Origin of the sequence: Stenotrophomonas sp. Ste86, assembly GCF_024519465.1 — a bacterium.
In the GTDB taxonomy this organism is placed as follows: Bacteria; Pseudomonadota; Gammaproteobacteria; order Xanthomonadales; family Xanthomonadaceae; genus Stenotrophomonas.
In genome coordinates, this window is the sequence record NZ_JALJRW010000010.1 from 1 (window position 1) to 17,586 (window position 17,586).

The following is a 17,586-nucleotide window of genomic DNA, read 5'->3' on the forward strand; positions in this document are numbered from 1 at the left end:
TTGGCGCTGGTCGGTGGGTCGGGCGCTGGGCGCCCATGCCCTTGGAGGCGAAATAAAGGAGGAGGCCGCTCCGCGGCCAGAGGACATTCGCCGGAAAGGGCATGGGGGCCCAGCGCCCGACCCACCGACCACCGCGCCTGGGAAGGGTCAAAGCGCGCTTCATGCTCGCCACGCGGAGGGCAGAAGAGCCGTTCCATTGACCCCGCGGCCGAACAACCGTCGCCGCTACCCGGGCGCGTGTTTGGTGTCGTATGGTTGGGTCAGGTCTTTGATGGGTCTGCCTGCATGCGTGGTGCCGATTGCGATGCTCGAGTGCTGGCGGAACTCATCCGCGACGGATTCGAGGCCTATCATGCGCGCTTTGCGGCGGTGACGCGGCGGGCGCGGGTGCGCTTTGAAACGCGTGACTGGGCCGGCGCGCGCGGTGACGCGGTGGAGCGGATCGGGCTGTATGACCACTGCATCGCGCAGACCGTGGATGCGTTGCGGCGCGCCGCCGGCGATGCCATTGGTACGCGCGCGTTGTGGCTGCAGATACGCCAGGCCTACGCCGTGCTGCTCGATACCCTGATCGATGCCGAGCTGTACAAGACCTTCTACAACACCCTGGCGCGGCGGTTGTTCGCCACGCAGGGCGTGGATGCGGTGATCGAGTTCATGGCGATGGACGTGGAGCCCTCCGACGCGATCACCCATCCGGTGGCGCGGCACAGCTATACCGTGTCGGCCAGCCGCCCCGCCGAAGCGCTGCTGCGGGTGCTGGGCGACTATCGCTTCGATGTCCCCTATGCGCACCAGCTGCGCTGCGCGGCGGCGATCGCGGTGCGGCTGCAGGATGACCTGGCCCATTGGGGCGACTATCCGGTGCGCAGCATCGAGCTGCTGGACACGGTGTTCTACCGCGAACGTCGCGCCTATCTGGTCGGCCGGGTATTTGGCGAGCACCGTTTTTCCCCGTGCGTGATCGTGCTGGTCAACGATGGGCAGGGCCTACGCGCGGAAGCGGTATTGACTGGCCGCCGCGATGTGGCGCATCTGTTCGGGGTCTCGCGCAGCTATTTCCAGGCCGACCTGGCCACGGTCGGCGACGCGGTGGTGTTCCTGCGCAGCCTGCTGCCGGCCAAGCCCATCGATGAGATCTACACCGTGCTGGGCCGCGCCAAGCAGGGCAAGACCGAGCGCTACCGCACTTTCTTCCGGCACTTCCAGGATCATCCGGGCGAGCAGCTGGTGCACGCCGATGGCACGCCCGGCATGGTCATGGCGGTGTTCACCCTGCCCAGCTATCCGCTGGTGTTCAAGCTGATCCGCGACCGTTTCGCCTGGCCCAAGACGATGACGCGCCACCAGGTCGAAGAGAAGTATGCCCTGGTGTTCAACCTCGATCGCGTCGGGCGCCTGCTTGATGCGCAGCCTTATCGCTACCTGCGCTTCCCACGCGCGCGCTTTGCCCCGGCGCTGCTGGAGGAACTGCTGCACCAGTGCAGCGCCAGCGTCAGCGAAGACGGCGATGAGCTGGTGATCGCGCTGTGCTACGTGCAGCGCCGCTTCCGTCCGCTCAACCTGTACCTGCGCGAGCAGGGCGGCGATGGCCGGCGCAACGCCGCGCTGGACTATGCGCAGGCCATTACCGACATGGCGCGCAACAACATTTTCCCCGGCGACATGCTGCCCAAGAACTTCGGCGTGTCGCGCCATGGGCGCGCGGTGTTCTACGACTACGACGAGCTGTGCCTGGTCAGCGAATGCAACTTCCGCGCGTGGCCGACGCCGCGCAACGAAGAAGACGCCTTGGCCGACGAGCCGTGGTTCCAGATCGGGCCGCGGGATGTCTTCCCCGAGCGCTTCTGGATGTTCATGGGCTTGCCGGCAGCCGAGCTGGCCGCCGTGCGCGAGCGCTTCGGGCATCTGTTCGACCCGGCGTGGTGGCAGGGCCTGCAGGCGCGCTTCGCGACGGGCGATTTTCCCGATACCCCGCCTTATGCGGCCAACCATAGGTTGGCATGATTGGCCGGCAGTGCCTGCCTGCGCTACGCTTCGGTGCATCCACAAGGAGCAGGTGCGATGCGTTCATTCCATATTCTTGCGCTGGCCCTCGCCGTCGGCGGTGTCGGTATGTCCATGGTCCCCGATGCAGCCTCGCAATCGCGGCGGGAGGTGCTGCAGCAGGCCGAGGCCAGCATGGTGCTGACTGGCCAGATCGACATCGACGCCGACGGTCGGGTCGAGGCCTTCCAGATGGACAGGCGCGATCAGGTCAATGACATGATCGTGCGCTTCGTCGAGGAGACGGTGCAGACCTGGCGGTTTGAACCTGGCCGCGTGGACGGGCGTGCGGTCAAGGCGCGGACCCCCGTCAGCATCCGCCTGGGCGGCAAGGTGCAGCCGGACGGCCGCCAGCAGGTTTCCCTGCTGGCAGCCAGCTTCGAGCAGTACGACGACACTTCCACCGACAACGTGACACGGCTGAAGCTGCCGCCGCCGGCCTTCCCCGAAGACGTGTACTACGCCGGCGGGCGCGGCGACGTGCTGCTGTTGCTGAAGATCGGTCGCGACGGCAAGGTAATTGACGTGGCCACCGAACAGGTCAACCTGCGCCTGGCCACCACCGAGGCCGGCATGCGCAAGATGCGCGACAAACTCTCGCGGGCCTCGATGGGGGCCGCGCGCAAGTGGACGTTCAAGGTGCCGACCACCGGTGAAAACAAGGACGATGCCAGCTGGACCGTGCGCGTGCCGGTGCGGTTTGCGTTCAATGATGGCCGGGAAGAGCGCTACGGCGTCTGGGATGCGTATATCCCGGGTCCGCGACAGCAGGCCCCGTGGCGCGCCGACAAAGCCCTGGCCGATGACAACGCCGACCTGCTGCCCGCCGGCGGCGTGTTCATGGCCGACGCAGCGCCCAAGGGGCCACAGTTGCTGACCCCGCTCGGTGGCTGATCCGGCGCGCCAGCGCTGGGCCGATGTCGACGAATCGACCTGCGTGGTTTGCTAGGCTGGTGGTCCGATCAAGACAAGGAGTCATGGCAATGTGGTCATCATTGCGTTGGATGTTGGTCGCCGGGATGGGCCTGGCTGGCGTGACCGGAAGCCCCGAAAGGGTCGAGGCGGCTCCCAGCATGCGGGCGTTGCAGGACCAGGTGGAATCGAGCATGCGGATTCACGGCAGCCTCGATATCGGTGCTGATGGACACGTGGTCGCGGTGCGCCTGAAGGACGAACAGGTGATCCCCGCCGGCGTGGTCGGCTTCGTCAAGGAATCGATGGCCGGCTGGGAATTCGAGCCGACGCTGCAGGATGGGAAGGCGGTGCCCATCACCACGCCGGTCTCGCTGCGCGTGGTCGGCAAGGTCCAGGGCGATGGCAGTGCACGGATCGAGATCCGCAGCGCCAGTTTCATGGACTATCGGGAAGACGATCTGACCCGGCCGGCGCGGCTGAGCGGTTCGGTGCCGACCTATCCGGTGCGCACCGCCGGTCGCGGTGCCGCCGCCGACGTGTTCCTGCTGATCCAGGTGGGCCGCGATGGCAAGGTGCGCAATGTCGCCGCCGAGCAGGTCAACCTGCGCGTGCTGGTGCCACCGCGCCAGCTCGACACGGTCCGCACTGCATTTGCCAACAGCGCCATCCAGGCGGTCCGTGACTGGCAGTTCCGCATCCCCACGCAGGGCCCATTGGCCGATCGCGAGACCTGGGTGGTGCGGTTCCCGGTGCGCTACGCCGACCAGCGTCCCTCGGGTGACGTTCCCGCATGGGAACCGTACCTGCCCGGCCCGCGCCAGCGGGCGGCGTGGCAGCAGCCCGAGCGCGTGACGGTAGCGCCGGACGCGCTGGGTGACGGCGTGTATGTGGCCGGCGACACCCGCGGCCCGGTCCTCAAGACGGTGCTCGGCCAGGGCTGAGCCGCCGTCGTCGACGTCGCTGTGGATCAGCGGCGCCGAGGTGGCCCCGGCGCCGCCCGCACCCTCACGCGTGCGGGTACACCACCGTGCGATTGCGGCCCTGTTCCTTGGCCATGTACAGCGCCTTGTCGGCAAGTCGCAGCGCCTGCAGCGGGTCGTCGTGGTAGCTGGGGTAGTGGGCTATGCCGAGTGACACCGTGACCGAGCCGACCTCTTCGAACACCTCGGCCGCCACCTGCAGGCGCAGGCGCTCGGCGATGCGTGCCGAGGCCTCGGTGTCGATGCCCGGCAGCAGGATCAGGAATTCCTCGCCGCCGTTGCGGCACAGCAGGTCGGTATCGCGCGAATCGTCGCGCATCAGCTGCGCGATGCGCAGGATCACCGCGTCGCCCACCGCATGCCCGAAGCGGTCGTTGATGGTCTTGAAGCGGTCGATGTCCAGCGCGATGATCCCGAACGGCTGCCCGCGCGCCTGCCAGTCCTCCAGCCCCTGCTGCAGCCCGCGCCGGTTCTGCAGGCCGGTGAGCGGGTCGGTCATGCTGGCACGGTTGAGCTTGCCGATACGGTCCTGCAGCAGGTTGAAGCTGTACAGCAGCGCCTGCTTGAGCTGTGCCACTTCGTAGTACCAGGCGCGGATGCTGCTGACATGGCGGATGGCGATGCCGGTGTCGCGGTTCTGCACGTTGCGCGCCAGCTGCCACAGCGGCAGCGAGATGCGCCGGGCAAACCACCAGGTGATCAGCAGCGACAGCACGCCCAGCGGTATGGCGTTCCAGATCACCGCTGCCATCAGCGTGGACAGCGCCGACAGCGTCGCCTCGGTCGGACGCTGGGCAACCACACCCCAGCCGACGATCGGCACCGGTGCATAGCCGGCCAGCATCTGCACGCCGTGGCTGTTGCGCACCTGCTGGGCGCCGGAGTGGCCCTTGCTGACCGCCTGCACCACCGGGTTTTCCATCGCGACCTGACCGACCCGGGCCGGCTCGATGTGGTACAGGATGCGGCCGTTGCGGTCGACCACGTACAGGTAGGAGCCATCGCGGTAGTAGTGCTTGCCCAGCAGCGTCTGCAGGATGCTGCGCTCGCGCAGGTAAATGGTGCCGCTGACGTAGCCCTTGTACTGGCCCTGCGCGCTGAAGATCGGGTGCGAGATCGCCACCAGCAGCCGTCCCGTGGCGGACTGGTAGGGATCGCTGATGAACGGCATGCGCCGCGCCAGCGCTTCCTTGTTGCCGCGGCTGTTGAGCACCACGCCCTGCAGGGCCAGGCTCTGCGGCGAGGTAGCCAGCACGGTGCCGGCCGGGTCGACGATCAGCACCGAATTGAAACTGTTGGTCTGCAGCTGCAGGCGCGCCGCCTCGGCTTCAAGTTCGCTGCGGTCGTGCGCGCGCTGGCCCAGCGTGGTGGCGCTGTAGGCCAGCTGCTGCTGCGCGGACTGGATGAAGTTCTGGGTGGTCTCGGCCAGCTTGCTGGCATACACCCGGTTGGCTTCCAGGGTATTGCCGATCAACTGCTCGCGCTGCACCCGGTAACTGGCGTGCAGCGTGTTGGCCAGCGCGATCAGGGCACTGAGCAGGGCCAGGGCAAGGATCAGCTTGCCCAGGTTGAGGCGGGTCGAAAACGGGCGCATGGGGGCGTTCAGACTGGCAGGGTGCAGCGCCAGCCGAGGGACGGATGGAACGGCAACGGTGGAGCAATCAGGAGCGCACGATTTCCCCGCTCCCGGGCGGACTACGGTCACGGCGCGGATTATTGCGGATTCCGCAGCTGCGTGGGTGAAGCGGCTGCGTGCCGCAGCACTCAGCGCTCCAGGCGCTTGCGCAGCACGCTGCGCACGTTGCCGGCCGTGGTGGCATCCAGCGGTGCCAGCACGCCGCGCACGTGTGCGGGAATATGCGCGCGGGTTCCCTCGCCGGCCTCGAACACGTAATGATCGAACACCTCCCGCCAATGCGAGCGTTGCGTGGGTGGCAGCTCGCGCAGGGCCAGCATCGCCAGCATCAGGGCATTCATCGGTGCATCCATCCACGCCGGTACCGGTCGCCACCAGGTGTTGACCAGGACGTTGAACGCCTCCAGGCCTTCCATGTGGTGCCACCACAACGAGGGAATGAACACCGCATCGCCCGGGCCCAGCTCGGCGACCTGGGCCTGTGCGAGCGCCTGGGGGAAGCGCGGGAAGCGCTGCAGGTCCGGCGCGGCGAAGTCGACCAGGCTGACCGCCTGGCCGGCCGGGGTGAAGTCCAGCGGCCCGATGTACAGGTTGTCGATCTGCCCGGGTGGGAACAGCGTCACCCGGCGCCGCCCGGCCGCCACGCAGGCCAGGTTGTCCGGCACGTCCTGGTGGGCGGCGATGCGCGAGCGGTTGCCGATCCAGATGCTGGTCAATGGATCGGGCACGCCGAGCGCGAGCGGATTGGCCGCCGCGAAGCCGGGCAGGAAACTGTCGAGCGTGGTGGAGGCGACGTAGATGGTGGGCGGGGCCGCTTCGCCCTGGTATTTGAGCAGCGTGTCCAGCACTACCTTCAGCGCGATCTGCTCGCGGCGGAAGTTGAAGCCGCTCATGTCCGCGTTGTAGAAGATCCGGCCCTGCGCCTGCGGTGCGGCCGTGGTGGCGGTGACCGGCATCTGGCCATGGTCGAACTGCTTGAGATGGCGCACCGCGGACGCCGCCGAGTCACGCGCGGCGGCCACCATCGGCCAGTGGGCGACCAGTCCGCGCAGCACCTTCGGGGTGGTCCACGACGGCAGAAGCGCGGGCAGTTGCGCCGGATCCAGATCCGGGATCTCGTCGATCGGGCCGGGCAGGGGGGACATGGACATCCTCGGGGGATGGAGGGGATGGCGCCCACCGTAGCGCACGGCAGGCGCGTGAAGCGACCGATCGCAAGGCGGAGCGGCCGCTCGCATGGAGCGGCCGACCGACGGGCGGCCCGGGTGGGATCAGAACTTGTAGCGCACGCCGAACATGTAACGCGGGCCGGTCTGGGTGGCGTAGCGCAGCATGTTGGTGTGGCGCGAGTAAGTGCGCATGGTTTCGTCGGTGAGGTTGATCGCTTCCATGCTCAGGGTGAGCTGGTCGCTGACCGCGTAGCTGATGTTCAGATCCAGCTGGCCATAGGCATCGGTGTAGTTGGGGTTCGGGCCCTGGCCACCGATGCCGTTGAGGAACGTGTCGCGCCAGTTGTAGGCCGCACGCACCTGCCAGTTGTACTTCTCGTAGAACAGCACCAGGTTGGCCGAATCGCTCAGGCCGATCATCGGGTACTGGTCGCCCAGGCTCAGGTTGTCGAAGGTCAGCCCGGACTTCACCTTGGTGTAGTTGGCGGCCAGCCCGAAACCGGTCTGCCCGAACAACTGCTGCACGCTCAGTTCCCAGCCGTCCAGGTGGTCCGAACGCTGGTTGGCCGGCACGGTGATGTCGAACCCGGCCACCGGGTCGCCGGGCTGGCCGACGATGGTGCCGGTGCGCTGCCCGGCCGAGTTGGTGCCGGTGGCGGTCACGCCCGGATCGCCGTCGTGGTTGGCGAAGATGTAATCGCGGATGCACGGCATGTCGGTGACGCCGCAGCCCGATGCCAACGCCTCGTTCCAGTAGGTGCCGCCCACCGGCGTATGCAGCCCGGCGCTGTTGTCGCGCACGATGGTGTTGCTGATGAAGTTCTTGATGTTCTTGCGGAAGAAGCCGACCGAGGCGTAGCTGGATTGGCCGTAGTACCACTCCAGCGACAGGTCGAAGTTGTCCGACAGCAGCGGCTCCAGGGCCGGGTTGCCGCGTGAGCCGGTGCCGCCCTGGGTGCGCACGATGTTGTCGAAGCGCCGACCGCTGTCGATCTGGGTCCAGCCGGGCCGGCCGATGCTGCGGCTGTAGCTGCCGCGCAGCGCGAGTGTTTCGGACAGGTCCAGCTTCAGGTCCACGTTGGGCAGCACGTAGTCGTACTTGCCCTTGCCGCCGATGAAGGTGCCCTCGGCGGCGTAGCCCAGGTTGAACTCATTGGCCGAGCCCCAGTTGATGCTGGTCGGTACGCGCACCAGCGCGGTCGATTCCACCTCGGTCTGCTCGTAGCGCACGCCGGCGGCCACATGCAGCGGCATCGACCCGTCGAAGGTGGTGCGGTACTGCAGGTAGGCGCTCTTGGAGGTTTCGGTGGTGCGGATGTCTTCGGTGTACTCGGTGGGCGCCAGGTAGCAGGTGGGGCAGGGCGGCTCGCCGTTGGCGGCGACCTGGCCGGCGCGCTCGCGCAGGCGGTCGAAGTCGAATACCAGGAACTGCCCGGTCAGGCGCGGATCGCTGTGGCCGGAGAACGCATCGAAGTACCTGGCCATGTCATCGGCGTACCAGATGCTGTCGTCGTAGTCGGCCGGACTGCCCAGGCCGCCCCACGTGTCGCGCTGCATGATCGCCGAGGCCGAGCGGTTCTCCACCTTGGTGTGGCCTACGCCGAAGTCCAGCGCGGAATAGTCGGCGAACTTGAACGTACCGCGGCCCTGGTACTGCTGCACCTTGGATTTGTTGTAGCTGTTCTGGAACACCGAACCGGTGACCAGCGCATCGGCGGCCTGCACGCCGCCCGGCGGCAGCGCGATGTTGATGATCGGCAGGTCGCCGCTGTAATCCACCGTGGTCTTGCCGCGCACGAAGGCGGCCACGCCGAGTACGCCAGCAGAGCCGTACGGGCCATCGGGCTGGGATTCGGCGGTGGAGTTGTGGACGTCGAAGGACAGGTCCAGCGCGTCGTTCACTTCCCAGTCCACGTTGAAGCCGAGCGAGTCCATGGTGTTCTTGGTGGCCAGCTTCATGCCGCCCATCGACACGTCCGAGTTGGTCATGTCCTCGCTGTAGATGATCGGCGCCGATATCGGGCCGTTGGTCCAGGTGCTGTCGCCGGGCCCGTAGTTGAACCACACCGAGAGTTCGCTGCGCTGCTGCTGCACCTTGTTTTCCACGTAGGTGTAATCGAGCGTGGTGGTGATGTTGTCCGCTGGCTTCCACTGGAAGGTGGCCTGGCCGTTGGTGCGCTGGCGCTGCACGCCATTGACGTTGTAGGCGGTGTTCTGCGGGCGCGCGTACACATCGCTGGGGCCGGGGCGGTTCTGGATGCGGTCCGCGTAGCCCTGGCCCGGCTGCGGCAGGGCGCGCCAGTCGCTGCTTTCATTGCCGTAGAAGGTGGCCCAGCCTTCGGCCACGGTGGCCTGGTTGAAGCCGGAGTCGCGCTCCTGGTAGCTACCGCTCAGGGTCACGCCGAAGCGGTCGTCGGCGTAGCGCTGGCTGAAGATGCCCGACAGTTCGCCGGTGACGCTGGAGCCCTGCAGGGTACGCGGCAGGTTGTCGTTGGAGCTGTCGTTGACCGCCTTCAGGCCGAGGCTGATCACCGGCTCGGATTCCAGCGGACGCATCGTCTTGATGTCGATGGTGGCACCGATGCCGCCGGTGGGATTGTCGGCGCGGGTGGTCTTGTACACCTCCACCGCCGAGATCGACTCGGAGGCGATGTTGGCGAAGTCGAACGAGCGCGAGCCGGACAGTCCGCCACCGCCGTTGCCGAGGTTGGAGGACGGCATCTGGCGGCCGTTGAGCAGCACCAGGTTGAAGTCCGGGCCGATGCCGCGCACGGTCACCTTGGAGCCTTCGCCGCTGGAGGTGCGGTCGATCGATACGCCGCTGATGCGCTGCAGCGATTCGGCCAGGTTGGTATCGGGGAACTTGCCGATGTCTTCGGCGACGATACCGTCGACCACGCCCTGGCTGTCGCGCTTGAGGTTCATCGACGAGGTGAGGCTGCCGCGGATGCCGGTGACCTGCACCGCGTCCAGCGTGGTCGGGTCGGGCGCCTCGCCCGTGGCCGGGCGGGTCGGATCCTGCGCCCAGGCAGGGCTGGCCAGCACGGCCAGCAGCGCGGAAGTGAGCATCGCCTTGCGGGGTACGACCTTGTACGTCTTCATGAAAGCTCCCTCCCCAGGGAAATCGATAATGGCGTCCTACGGCGTGATGGCACGGTTCAACCGCACACGGGCCGGATTGGGGGCCATCGTTGACAGCGTTGTCAACAATCGACCCTGCCATTGCGGATCCGCCCGGCACGGGCGCCACGTCCAGCGCTGTCATCCGGGCCGTATCGACGACCGGTAAAGCACCGTGGCGCAGGGCCTGCGGTGTGTTTCCTGCGGTATCCCGTGCTGCCGCTGCAGCACGCAGGCAGCGTTGTGCAGTGCAGAACGAAACTGCGCGGATGCCCGAAGCAGGCCGCCGTGCCGCCCATGTCCGGTCCGCTGACAGCGCTGGACAATCGATGACGAAGCGGGTTCCATGTGTGGCCGCCGAATGGCTGGCATACTCTTCAACAAGGACATGCAATGGACAACCCTGCTGCAGTGCGCGGGCAACACGTGCAAAGCAACCGCGTGGCGCTGACGGTGGTCACCGCGATCTTCTTCATGTGGGGCTTCCTGACCTGCCTCAACGACATCCTCATTCCGCACCTCAAGGCCGCCTTCGCGCTCACCTGGGTGCAGGCGATGCTGGTGCAGTTCACGTTCTTTGGTGCGTACTTCCTGATGTCGCTGCCGGCAGGGCGGTTGGTCGCGGCGGTGGGCTACAAGCGCGGCATCGTGGCCGGGCTGGCCATTGCCGGCGTGGGCGCGCTGCTGTTCTGGCCGGCGGCGCATGCGCATGTGTACGGGTTGTTCCTGGCGGCGTTGTTCGTGCTCGCCACCGGCATCACCGTGCTGCAGGTAGCGGCCAACCCGTACGTGGCGCTGCTGGGACCGGAGCAGACCGCGTCCAGCCGGCTGACGCTGGCGCAGTCGATGAATGCACTGGGCACCACGCTGGCGCCGCTGTTTGGCGGTCTGCTGATCCTGTCGGCCGAACCGCGCACCGATGAAGCCCTGGCGCTGCTGCCGCAGGCAGAGGCGCTGGCTTACCGCGCCGCCGAAGCGCAGTCGGTGCAGCTGCCGTACTTCGGCCTGGCGGTGGCGCTGTTCGTGCTGGCCGCAGCCATCTGGATGTTCCGCCTGCCGGCCATCCCGGGCGTGGAAGAAGGCGCCACCGGCGGGCGCATCCGCGACGCGCTGCGGCATCCGCACCTGCGCTACGGCGTGCTGGCGATCTTCTTCTACGTGGGCGCCGAGGTATCCATCGGCAGCGTGCTGGTCAACTTCCTGTCGATGCCGGGCATCGGCGAAGGGCTCACCGAGCAGGAAGCCACCCGGTATGTGTCGCTGTACTGGGGCGGTGCGCTGGTGGGGCGCCTGGTCGGCACCGTGCTGCTGGCACGGCTCGACCCGCGCCGCCTGCTGGGCATCTTCGCGCTGGTGGTGATGGCGCTGCTGGCGGTCACCATGCTGGCCGGTGGCGGGTTGGCCAAGTGGGCGGTGGTCAGCATCGGGCTGTTCAACTCGATCATGTTCCCGACCATCTTCGCGCTCGCCATCGCGCGGCTGGGCGCGTTGACCGGCAAGGGCTCCAGCCTGCTGGTGATGGCCATCGTGGGCGGTGCGGTGGTCCCGCTGGCGATGGGCTGGGTGGCCGACCACCACGGCCTGCAGCTGTCGTTCCTGCTGCCGATGCTGTGCTACCTGTACATCGTCTTTTACGCGTGGCGGGGCTCGCGCCTTTCCCCCTAGCGGTGCCGCACTGCTCAGCGGCGGCGCGGTGCGTGGGTGGATTCACGCACGAGCACCGCATGGTCCACGGTGACCATGCGGCCGCCGTCCGGGCTGCGGATGCGCTCGATCAGCTGCTCGGTAGCCAGCGTGCCCATGCGTGAGGTGGGCTGCCGCACGGTGGTCAGCGCCGGGTAGATGTGCCCGGCAATGGGCGTGTCGTCGAAGCCGCAGACCGACAGGTCCCTGGGGACGCGCAGGCCCCGTTGGCCGGCCACGCGATAGACCGCGGCCGCCATGTCGTCGTTGGCGGCGAAGATCGCCGTCGGTGGTTGCGGCAGGTCGAGCAGCGCGTTGGCCGCCTCGATACCGGATTCGAACGAGAACTGCCCGCTGGCCACCAGCGCCGGGTCGTAGGCGATGCCATGTTCGCGCAGTGCCTGGCGATAGCCGGCCAGGCGCCACTGGCAGGCGCCGTGCGCGCGCGGCCCCTTGATATGCGCAATGCGGCGGTGGCCTTGTGCAACCAGGTGGCCGATCAGCTCGACCACGGCGGTGGTCTCGTCCATGCGCACGCCGATGCGGCCTTCCGGATGGCGCGGGGCAATGCTGGCGAACGGGATCTCGTGCTCTTCCAGGTAGGCCAGCACCACCGCGTCGTCGGTCAGCGGCGGGATCAGCACCACGCCATCGGGACGCGAGTTCTCGAACAGCGCCGCCAGGTCGGGCAGGGTGCTGCGGCCGACGCCCACCGGCCCCAGGATCAGGTTGTAGTGGCTGGCGTGGCAGGCTTCCAGCATGCCGTTCTGGATTTCCATCAGGTAATTGCGCGAGGGATTGTTGTAAACCAGCGCCAATGCGTAGGAGCGCTGCCCGGCCAGGCTGCGCGCGGACAGGTTGGGCTTGTAGCCCAGCCGCGCCACTGCCGCGGCCACGCGCTCGCGGGTTTCGGTGCGCACGTTGGGCTCGTTGTTGAGCACGCGGGACACGGTCTTGATCGAAACGCCCGCAACCGCGGCGACATCCTCGATTCGACTACGCATGGTGCGGTGGATCCTATGTGGGAGCAGGTCGGCAGAGGCCGATGGTAGTGCGGCGGTGTCGAAACGGTGTTGCCGATGCAGGCGGATGTTGCCATGCCGCGATGGCTTGTGGCGTACCCGTCGATTTCGTGCGGCATCGCAACACTGACAGCCTGATCCACGCATGCGTTTGAGCGCCAGCCCCTGCTGGTGCGGGACCGACGTCGCCATGGCGACGCTGCGCGGTTGACAGCAATGGCCGTGCTTTGTATGACAGCGCTGTCAGCCAGGGGCGTTGAACCGATCCAAATGTCGTCGACACGACGTGCTGCGCGCCGCGCAGCGCGGCCGACGGCGGCAGCGCCCACCCCGATCGCGCGTCATTCCCACCGGAGGTAGATGTCAGTGAACAGCCCCAACAAGACCATCCTTGGTACCTGCCTGCTGTTGGCCCTGGCCGCATCGGTCGCCGCCGCGCCTGGCACTGGCGAGACGCTCAAGGACTGGCCGCGGGTGACCAGCGCGATCACGCCGGATGCCGCCATCGAAGCGCGCGTGCAGCAGATCCTGGCGCAGATGACCCTGGCGCAGAAGATCGGGCAGATGACCCAGGCCGAGATCAAGACCATCACCCCCGAGCAGGTCCGCCAGTACTACATCGGCTCGGTGCTCAACGGCGGCGGCTCGTGGCCGGGCATGGACAAGCACGCCACGGTGGCGCAGTGGCTGCAGCTGGCCGATGCCTACCGCGCGGCCTCGCTGGCCACCGACGCACGCACGCCGGTTCCGGTGATCTGGGGCACCGATGCGGTGCACGGGCACAACAACGTCTATGGCGCGACGCTGTTCCCGCACAACATCGGCCTGGGCGCGGCCGGCGATGCCGAGCTGGTCGAGCGCATCGGCCAGGCCACCGCACGCGCCACCCGCGCCACCGGCATCGACTGGGTGTTCGCGCCCACCCTGGCCGTGGCCCACGACCCACGCTGGGGCCGCACCTACGAGAGCTTCTCCTCCGATCCCGCCGTGGTGCGCGAGTACGCGCGTGCCTACGTCAAGGGCGCACAGGGTCGCTTCGCCGACGATGCCAACGTAGTGGCGACGGCCAAGCATTACATCGGCGATGGCGCCACCGACAACGGCCGCGACCAGGGCGAAGCACTGCTCGACAAGGCGGCCATGATCAACGTGCACGGCCAGGGGTATTACGGTGCGCTCGGTGAAGGCGTGCAGACGGTGATGGCCTCGTTCAACAGCTGGAATGACCGTGCCGGCCGCGTCGACTACGGCAAGATGCACGGCAGCAAGGCACTGCTCACCGATGCGTTGAAGGGCAAGATGGGCTTCGACGGGTTCGTGGTGTCCGACTGGAACGGCATCGCCCAGGTACCCGGCTGCCGCAACGACAGCTGCGCCCAGGCGATCAATGCCGGCATCGATATGGTGATGGTGCCCGACGACTGGAAGGCGTTCATCGCCAACACCACCGCGCAGGTGCAGCGCGGTGAGATTCCGATGGCACGCATCGACGATGCGGTCACCCGCATCCTGCGGGTGAAGCTGCGCGCCGGATTGTTCGAGCACAAACCCTCCGACAGCCGCCATGCCGGGGATGCCAACGCCGTGCAGGATCGTGCATTGGCGCGCCGCGCGGTGCGCGAGTCGCTGGTGCTGCTGAAGAACCAGGACAAGGTGCTGCCGCTGCGCCGCGATGCGCGGGTGCTGGTGGTGGGCAAGAGCGCCGACAGCCTGTCCGACCAGGCCGGTGGCTGGTCGCTGACCTGGCAGGGCACGGAGAACACCAACGCCGATTTCCCGAATGCCGATTCGGTACTCGGTGCGTTGCGTGCCGAGCTGGGCGCGCAGCAGGTGACCTACAGCGCCGATGGCACCGGGCTGGATGCCGGGCAGTTCGACGTCGTGGTCGCGGTGGTTGGGGAGACACCGTATGCCGAAACCAATGGTGACATCCTGTCCTCCGATTCGGTCAGCCACAGCCGCACCTACCCGCAGGATCTGGCCGTGTTGCGCGCGGCCACGGCGACCGGCAAGCCGGTGGTGACCGTGTATTTCTCCGGCCGCCCGATGTACACCAACGACCTGCTCAACCTGTCGCAGGCCTTCGTGGCAGCATGGCTGCCCGGCACCGAGGGCAAGGGCGTCACCGACGTGCTGGTGGCCGGCAAGGACGGCAAGGCGGCGCATGATTTCCGTGGCCGGCTGAGCTTCCCGTGGCCGGGCGTGCCGTGCCCGGCGCCGATCGACCGACCGGATCCCAAGCAGCCGCCGCTGTTCACGCTGGGCTATGGCCTGCATTACGGTGCGGCAGGGAATGTCGCGCGCCTGCCCGAAGCCAACCCGGACAACTGCGGCGACGTGACCACGCTGCCGATCTTCAACCGCGCCGACACGCCGCCGTTCTCGCTGCACGTTGCCGCCGCCGGCGCCACCCAGCCGCTGGGCAATGATCTCAATGCCACGCTGCGGTGGCCGACCGCAGCGCCCGTGGTGCAGGTGCGCACGGTGCAGGTGAACACCCAGCAGGACGCCAAGGAGGTCACGTGGCTGGCGCCGGCGCAGCTCATCGCCCGCAGTACCTCGCGGCGCAACCTCGGCGCACTGGCGCGCAACCACGGCGCGTTGCAGTTCGACGTGCAGCTGGTGCAGCGCCCGGCCGTGCCGGTGAAGGTGACCATGCAGTGCGGTACCGGCTGCGAGGGCGGGGTGGATATCGCACCGCTGCTGGCCAAACTGATGCCGGGGCAGAAGCAGACGGTGACCGTGCCGCTGGCGTGCTTCGCCAAATACGGCGTGGACTTGGGCGCGGTGGACGCGCCGTTCGTGGTGAGTGCGGACAAACCGTTTGCTGCAGCGTTCACCCAGGTGCGGGTGTCGGTGGATGCGGACAAGGCGGAGGGCGCGGTCAGCTGCCCGTGAAGCAACGGTAGAGCCGAGCCATGCTCGGCTGGCGGCCCAGGATGGCCTCTGCGCCACCTTCGTTTCATGCCGGATCGGAGAGCAGCCGAGCATGGCTCGGCTCTACCCTGGTTCGTTTCGTGCCGGATGGGAGAGCAGCCGAGCATGGCTCGGCTCTACCCTGGTCCGTTTCATGCCGGATGGGAGAGCAGCCGAGCATGGCTCGGCTCTACCCCCCGCGCGACGAAAAAGGCCCCGCAGTGCGGGGCCTTTTTCTATCTCGATGCCGCGCCGATCAGCGCTTCATCGAACCGAAGAACTCGTCGTTGGACTTGGTGTTCTTCATCTTGTCGAGCAGGAATTCCATTGCCGCCATTTCATCCATCGGATGCAGCAGCTTGCGCAGGATCCAGATCTTCTGCAGCAGTTCCGGTTCGATCAGCAGGTCTTCGCGACGGGTGCCCGAGCGGTTGATGTCGATCGCCGGGAACACGCGCTTTTCAGAGATGCGACGGCTCAGGTGCACTTCGCTGTTGCCGGTGCCCTTGAACTCTTCGTAGATCACCTCGTCCATCTTGCTGCCGGTATCGACCAGCGCGGTGGCGATGATGGTCAGGCTGCCGCCTTCCTCCACGTTACGCGCCGCGCCGAAGAAGCGCTTCGGACGGTGCAGGGCGTTGGCGTCCACACCACCGGTAAGCACCTTGCCGGAGCTGGGCACCACGTTGTTGTAGGCACGTGCCAGGCGGGTGATCGAGTCGAGCAGGATCACCACGTCTTTCTTGTGCTCGACCAGGCGCTTGGCACGCTCGATCACCATTTCGGCGACCTGCACGTGACGGGCGGCCGGCTCGTCGAAGGTGGAGCTGATGACTTCGCCGCGCACGGTGCGCTGCATTTCGGTCACTTCTTCCGGGCGCTCGTCGATCAGCAGCACGATCAGGTGCACGTCCGGATGATTGGTGGTGATCGCCGTGGCCACCTGCTGCATCATCATCGTCTTACCGGCCTTGGGCTGGGAGACGATCAGCGAACGCTGACCCTTGCCCTGCGGTGCCATCAGATCGAGGATGCGGCCGGTGATGTCTTCGGACGAACCGTTGCCACGTTCCAGGGTGAAGCGCTTGCGCGGGAACAGCGGGGTGAGGTTCTCGAACAGCACCTTGTTCTTGGACGCTTCCAGCGGCTCACCGTTGATGGTGTCCACGATCGACAGCGCGAAGTAACGCTCGCCATCCTTCGGGAAGCGGATGCGGCCGGACAGGTGGTCGCCGGTACGCAGGTTGAAGCGGCGGATCTGGCTGGGCGAAATGTAGGTATCGTCCGGGCCGGCCAGGTAGCTGGCTTCGGCCGCGCGCAGGAAGCCGAAGCCGTCGGGCAGGATTTCCAGCACGCCGTCGGCGGCGACGCCGTCGCCGTGGCGGGTGAGCACCTTGAGCAGGGCGAAGATCACGTCCTGCTTGCGGGCACGCGCCACGCCTTCGGAGATCTGCAGCTGCTCGGCGATTTCCAGCAGCTTCTGCGCCGGCATCCGCTTGAGGTCGCTCAGCGAATAGACCGGGAAGCCTTCAGGCACATTGGCCTGCTGGCTGCGCACGAACGGCTGCTGCGGTTCGTTGTTGTCCTGCGGCATACCGTCATCGTTGTAGCGATCGCCACCGCGGCTGCGGTCACGGCGATTGCGGAAACGGTCGCGGCGGTTGCCCTGGCCCTGACCTTGGCCTTGGCCCTGGTTCTGACCTTGGCCTTGACCCTGGTACGGGTTCTGCCCGCCCTTGGGTGCGTTGTTGCCGTTGCCGTTGCCGTTGTGGTTGCGCTGGCCACCGTCGCCGGTGTCCTGCTGCGCACCGCCCTGGCCCGACGAGGATTCGCCAGCGTGGGGGGCAGGTGCCTGCTGCGGTGCCGACGGCGCGGCGACCGGCGCCGGCGCGTCAGGCGCGGCAGCCAGGGGCAGGGCGGATTGATGCGTGGGAGAAGAACCGGTTTCGGCAGCGGTGTTGGCGGCGGCCTTGGCGACGCGCGGCTTGCGCACGCGCTTCTCGGCAGGCGCGTCGGCGCTCCCGGGTTCGGAAGTAGTGATATCGGACAAGTGCTGGATTCCTCGCTAGAAGGTGCGAGCGCCCGGCAGGGCGGCGAAC

Annotated in this window: 10 protein-coding genes; 5 read left to right on the forward strand and 5 right to left on the reverse strand. The window is 67.3% G+C overall.

Going from position 1 to position 17,586, the window contains the following annotated elements:
* Positions 1–285 precede the first annotated feature (285 nt).
* From aceK to NR101_RS10680, 3 genes are all read left to right on the forward strand, one after another.
* Entirely contained in the window at positions 286–2,007 is a 1,722-nt protein-coding gene (gene aceK / locus NR101_RS10670) for a bifunctional isocitrate dehydrogenase kinase/phosphatase (RefSeq protein WP_256776693.1), read from the forward strand.
* 57 nt (positions 2,008–2,064) lie between these two features.
* Positions 2,065–2,940, forward strand: coding sequence for an energy transducer TonB (locus NR101_RS10675; RefSeq protein WP_256776692.1), 876 nt, complete (start codon positions 2,065–2,067; stop codon positions 2,938–2,940).
* Positions 2,941–3,119: 179 nt separating this feature from the next.
* Positions 3,120–3,902: an energy transducer TonB gene (locus tag NR101_RS10680; RefSeq protein ID WP_256776691.1), complete on the forward strand. Its 783-nt coding sequence runs from the start codon at positions 3,120–3,122 to the stop codon at positions 3,900–3,902.
* 64 nt (positions 3,903–3,966) lie between these two features.
* Here the strand turns inward: NR101_RS10680 and NR101_RS10685 are convergent, their stop codons facing one another.
* The 3 genes from NR101_RS10685 to NR101_RS10695 all read right to left on the reverse strand — a co-directional run bounded on the left by NR101_RS10685 (position 3,967) and on the right by NR101_RS10695 (position 9,848).
* Positions 3,967–5,535 (reverse strand): sensor domain-containing diguanylate cyclase, encoded by a 1,569-nt coding sequence (locus NR101_RS10685; protein WP_256776690.1) that lies wholly within the window; start codon positions 5,533–5,535, stop codon positions 3,967–3,969.
* A 170-nt stretch (positions 5,536–5,705) separates the two neighbouring features.
* Positions 5,706–6,722 (reverse strand): cupin-like domain-containing protein, encoded by a 1,017-nt coding sequence (locus tag NR101_RS10690; protein ID WP_256776689.1) that lies wholly within the window; start codon positions 6,720–6,722, stop codon positions 5,706–5,708.
* 126 nt (positions 6,723–6,848) lie between these two features.
* Positions 6,849–9,848 carry a TonB-dependent receptor gene (locus tag NR101_RS10695; protein WP_256776688.1) on the reverse strand — a complete coding sequence of 1,000 codons (3,000 nt, stop codon included), beginning with the start codon at positions 9,846–9,848 and terminating at the stop codon, positions 6,849–6,851.
* A 411-nt stretch (positions 9,849–10,259) separates the two neighbouring features.
* Here NR101_RS10695 and NR101_RS10700 point away from each other — a divergent pair, with 411 nt between their 5' ends.
* Entirely contained in the window at positions 10,260–11,531 is a 1,272-nt protein-coding gene (locus NR101_RS10700) for a sugar MFS transporter (protein WP_256776687.1), read from the forward strand.
* A gap of 14 nt (positions 11,532–11,545) precedes the next feature.
* On the opposite strand, the gene NR101_RS10705 is transcribed toward NR101_RS10700, so the two are convergent.
* The gene (locus tag NR101_RS10705; RefSeq protein WP_256776686.1) at positions 11,546–12,553 is read right to left on the reverse strand and encodes a LacI family DNA-binding transcriptional regulator; all 1,008 of its coding nucleotides are present in this window, start codon (positions 12,551–12,553) and stop codon (positions 11,546–11,548) included.
* Between the two features lie 378 nt (positions 12,554–12,931).
* On the opposite strand from NR101_RS10705, the gene NR101_RS10710 reads away from it, so the two are divergent.
* Entirely contained in the window at positions 12,932–15,469 is a 2,538-nt protein-coding gene (locus NR101_RS10710; protein ID WP_256776685.1) for a glycoside hydrolase family 3 protein, read from the forward strand.
* 274 nt (positions 15,470–15,743) lie between these two features.
* Here NR101_RS10710 and rho read toward each other — a convergent pair whose 3' ends face one another.
* Entirely contained in the window at positions 15,744–17,537 is a 1,794-nt protein-coding gene (gene rho, locus NR101_RS10715; protein WP_256776684.1) for a transcription termination factor Rho, read from the reverse strand.
* Positions 17,538–17,586: the final 49 nt, after the last annotated feature.

Bases quoted from the DNA above. Each gene is read 5' to 3' on its own strand.
- NR101_RS10700 (WP_256776687.1), top strand. From the start codon at position 10,260: ATGGACAACCCTGCTGCAGTGCGCGGGCAACACGTGCAAAGCAACCGC.
- aceK (WP_256776693.1), top strand. From the start codon at position 286: ATGCGTGGTGCCGATTGCGATGCTCGAGTGCTGGCGGAACTCATCCGC.
- NR101_RS10680 (WP_256776691.1), top strand. From the start codon at position 3,120: ATGCGGGCGTTGCAGGACCAGGTGGAATCGAGCATGCGGATTCACGGC.
- NR101_RS10695 (WP_256776688.1), bottom strand. From the start codon at position 9,848: ATGAAGACGTACAAGGTCGTACCCCGCAAGGCGATGCTCACTTCCGCG.
- NR101_RS10685 (WP_256776690.1), bottom strand. From the start codon at position 5,535: ATGCGCCCGTTTTCGACCCGCCTCAACCTGGGCAAGCTGATCCTTGCC.
- NR101_RS10675 (WP_256776692.1), top strand. From the start codon at position 2,065: ATGCGTTCATTCCATATTCTTGCGCTGGCCCTCGCCGTCGGCGGTGTC.
- NR101_RS10690 (WP_256776689.1), bottom strand. From the start codon at position 6,722: ATGTCCCCCCTGCCCGGCCCGATCGACGAGATCCCGGATCTGGATCCG.
- NR101_RS10705 (WP_256776686.1), bottom strand. From the start codon at position 12,553: ATGCGTAGTCGAATCGAGGATGTCGCCGCGGTTGCGGGCGTTTCGATC.
- NR101_RS10710 (WP_256776685.1), top strand. From the start codon at position 12,932: ATGTCAGTGAACAGCCCCAACAAGACCATCCTTGGTACCTGCCTGCTG.